Source organism: Stenotrophomonas sp. 2YAF22 (genome assembly GCF_052114665.1).
GTDB lineage: Bacteria > Pseudomonadota > Gammaproteobacteria > Xanthomonadales > Xanthomonadaceae > Stenotrophomonas > Stenotrophomonas indicatrix.
The window spans coordinates 1-3,966 of record NZ_JBFRFE010000408.1 but is presented as its reverse complement, the minus strand read 5'-3'; the positions used below and the strand labels follow the sequence as shown (position 1 = coordinate 3,966).

The following is a 3,966-nucleotide window of genomic DNA, read 5'->3' as shown; positions in this document are numbered from 1 at the left end:
GCGCCATCCATGGCGCTCACGCCCCCGCAACCGGACCCACCCCGCCTTCGACAGATTTCYGCGATCTGTCGGAACGRCGYTCTGTGWTGCTGTTGGTGGGTGTCAATCTTCGTCGACACGGTAGATCCACGCCGTGCGTGGATGAAGGTGACCGATGTGATGGTAAGGCTGGCGTTTAGAACAACGTGCCCTGCACGGTGGGTTCTTCGCCGCGCACCGGTTCCTCGGTCACCTCTTCCGCACCCAGCCGCCAGGCCAGGCCACCAAGGCGGCTGGCATGTCGTTTCAATGCCGCCTCCAGCACCTCGGCGCTGCCGGCCACCTGCAGGCGCTGGCGGGCGCGGGTCAGGCCGGTGTAGACCAGTTCGCGCGACAGCACGCGGCTGTCCTGCCTTGGCAGCTGCAACCACACTTCATCGAATTCCGAGCCCTGCGCCTTGTGCACGGTCATCGCGAACGCGCTCTCGTGTGCGGGCAACGCTGCCGGGTGGAAGGCGCGGGGCTGGTCGGCGGTCTCGCCGGGGAACCAGGCCACCATCGCACCGCTGYCATCGCGCAGGCAGATGCCGATATCGCCGTTGAACAGGCGGTGGCGGTAGCTGTTTTCGGTGATCAGCAGCAGCCGGCCCTGGAAGTAGCCCGGGGTGTTGCCAGCCAGCAGCTGTTCAATACGGCTGTTGAGGCCACGCGCGCCCTGCGGGCCTTCGCGCAGTGCGGTCAACACGCGCAGGCGGCCGGCCTGCTGCAGTGCCTGCGCCGGGTCCGCTGCGTCGGCCAGTGCGCGCCAGTGGTCGAGCAGATGCTCGCGCTGGCCACGCAACGGGTCCGCCTCGCCTTCATGGAAACGGACACCAGCCAGCCCGCCACTGCGCAGCAGGCGCAGGGCGGTACCACTGTCACCGCCACGCACGGCCTGCGCCAGCGGCGCCAGGTCCAGCGCATCACTCTGCCGGTAGCCACGCTGCAACTGCACGCGGCGGCCTGCGAACGCGCGCGGCGGTGCCTGCGGCTGCAGCGTCGCCGCTGCCAGCAGTCCATGCAGCGCCTGCGCATCGTCGGCGCGGGTGCCGATGCCATCGCCGCTGGCGCGCAGGATAGCGCTGAGCACATCACCGGCTTCCACTGACGGCAACTGGTCGGGATCGCCGAGCAGGATCAGGCGGGTACCGCTGGCGATCGCGTCGACCAGCTTTGCCATCAGCGGCAGGTCGATCATCGAAGCTTCGTCGACCACCACCACGTCCACCGGCAACGGATTGTCGGCGTGATGGCGGAAGCGCGGTGAATCGGGAATCACCCCGAGCAGGCGATGCAGGGTGGTGCCTGTGCTGGGCAGCGCGGTGCACAGCGCCGGGTCCAGCCCCTGCTCCTGCAGCCGCTGGACGGCCAGGCGCAGGCTTTCGGCCATGCGCTCGGCGGCGCGGCCGGTGGGTGCAGCCAACGCTACCTTTGGCACGGGCAGGCCCTGGTGCTGCGCCTGTGCCGCCAACAGCAGCAGCAGGCGGGCGATGGTGGTGGTCTTGCCGGTACCGGGACCACCGGTGACCAGGGCCAGCGGGTGGCGCAGGGTTACGCCAGCCGCACGGGCCTGGTGGTCCTCACCCGTTGCGGCGTGCGGGAACAGACGCGCGAACAGGGGCGCCACCGCGGCCATGTCCGGTGCAGGCAACGGATGGCGGCCGATGCGTTGCAGGCCGACAGCCAACTGCCGCTCGTATTCGCGGTAGCGGCGCAGGTACAGCAGACCGTTCTCCAGCACCAGCGGCGCTTCCGCGGCGGCGGCGCTGGCATCCTGCGGGGTCGCCACCCAGGGCGAGGCCTGCAGCTGCGCCAGCCACTGCGCAGGTTCGGGCCATGCCGGAATGCCATCGATCACGCGCTGGGGCTGGCGCGGATCGAAGCCAGCGTGCCCCTGCGCCACGGCCAGCGAGGCCAGTGCGGCGGCCAGTGCCACGTCGTCCGGTGTGTCTTCGCGCAGGCGCTTGAGGCTGATGGCCAGGGCGTGGTCCAGGGTGCGCAGCTGGCCACTGCGATGAAGATCGCGCAGCAGGTTCATGCGGTTTCTCCGCGCGCGCGCGCCGCCATCTCGGCCTGGGCTGCTTCGCCGCCCGCAAACAAGGCATCCAGCGCATCCACCAGCTCAGGCGCGAAGCGCTGCACGTGCACGCCGTTACCGGCAATATCCAGGCCCCGGCAGAACAGATAGCGGATACCGCCCATGTCGCGCGCGTAGTCGTATGCCGCGCCCAGGCGGAAGCGCAGCCAGCGATGCAGGGCCACGGTATAGATCAGCGCCTGCAGGTCGTACTCGCTGTGGCGCATCGCGATCTCCAGCAGGTCCGGGCTGTAGCCCGGCAACCGGTTGGATTTGTAGTCCAGCACATACCAGCGGCCATCACGCACGTAGGTCAGATCGATCTTGCCGGTCATCAGGCCTTCCAGCCTTCTGCGCAGGCCGAAACCGCGCCGCGCGCTGGAGATGCCGTGCTCGTGCAGCAGCTGCAGCAGCACCGGTACTGCGGTCGGCTCGATGGCGAAGTGGAACTCGATTTCGGCCCGGCGCTCATGCTCGGGCACGCTGCACAGCGCACCGCCTTCGGGCAGCGGTACGGTGAGGGTGTGGCCGACCAGCGGCACCAGCACCGCCACGCCATCGTCCAGATCCTCGTCGGCATAGCCTTCGTCGTGCAGCGAGCGGCGCAGCACGTCGGCCTGTCCCTCCGGTGCCGGTTGCTGCGGCTGCCAGTGCGACCACAGTGCGAAGTCGACGTTCTCCAGTGCATCGTGCAGCACATTGCCGAAGCGGCTGCCCATGAAGCGCGGATCCGGCGGCGCTGTGTCTTCTGCGGCAGCGTCCGGCAACGCCGGTTCCAGCGGCAGCTCGGCCCCGGCAGGTTCGTCGGCAGCCGGTGCCGGCAGTTCGGTGGCCGCCGCTTCGATATCGTCGCCGTTGCCAGCGTCGGCATGCGCCAGCTGGGTGAAGCTGTAGACCCACCAGTCATGTGGCACCCGGCGGGTCAAGGCACGCACCGCAGGCAGCTCACCTTCGGTTTCGGCCAGCAGCTGCGGCAGGCGGCCCGGCGGCGCACTGTCATCCAGGTCCACGTCCGCGTGCGTACGCAGCGCCTGCAGGTCGCCGAGCAACGGCGCCAGGCGGGTCTTCGCATGGCCTGCCAGATCGCCGGCGGCGATCCACAAGGCATGTTCGGCGCGGGTCAGGCCCACGTACAGCAGGCGCGCGTCTTCTGCACGCTGTTCGCGCTCGCGCTGGCTGCTGGCCGCGTCCCAGGCGTCGTCCCTGTCCAGCTTCCAGTGCAGCTGGCGCTCGCCCTGCAGATGCACGGTGCAGTGGGTGGCGGTGTTCGGCGCGCCGCCATCGATGCCCACGAACGGCAGGAACACCAGCGGGTATTCCAAGCCTTTGCTCTTGTGCAGGGTGATGATCTGCACCCGTCGGGCGTCCGACTCCAGCCGCAGCAGCTGCTGCTCGTCATCCTGGTCGGCGTTGGCCATCTGCCCCTGCAGCCAGTCCAGCAGGCCGTGCATGCCCAGTGCCTGCGCGGAGGCTTCCTGCAGCAGTTCGCCCAGCTGCAGGTAGTTGGTCAGGCGCCGCTCGCCGTCGATCAGTGCCAGCAGGCGTTCGCCCTGCGCGGCGCAGACGTCGGCCACCACCGCGAACGGGCCGCCACGCTGCCAGCGCTCGCGCCAGTGCAGCAGCTGTGCCTGGAACCCGCGCTGCAGATCCCCCTCACGCTCCATGCTGGCAATCGCACTTGCGCGCTGCCCCAGCAGCACCGTTGCCAATGCAGTACGCAGTCGCCCTTCGTCGGCCGGTTGCAGCAACGCCAGCAGCAACGCACGCAGGTCACGGGCCTCGCTGGTGGCAAACAGGCTCTGCTTGCCGGCCGCCACCGCGGGAATGCCGACTGCGGCCAGCGCACGCTGCACCAGCGTGGCTTCGCGATG

2 protein-coding genes are annotated in these 3,966 nt (G+C 69.4%); both read right to left on the bottom strand.

Features of this window, described 5'->3' with window-relative positions; genetic code table 11:
- Positions 1–175: 175 nt before the first annotated feature.
- The gene (gene recD, locus AB4Y84_RS15465; RefSeq protein ID WP_442250391.1) at positions 176–2,056 is read right to left on the bottom strand and encodes an exodeoxyribonuclease V subunit alpha; all 1,881 of its coding nucleotides are present in this window, start codon (positions 2,054–2,056) and stop codon (positions 176–178) included.
- Positions 2,053–3,966: 3'-5' exonuclease (locus tag AB4Y84_RS15460; protein ID WP_442250390.1), on the bottom strand; the 1,914-nt coding region annotated here is incomplete at its 5' end. The genes AB4Y84_RS15460 and recD, both read right to left, overlap by 4 nt.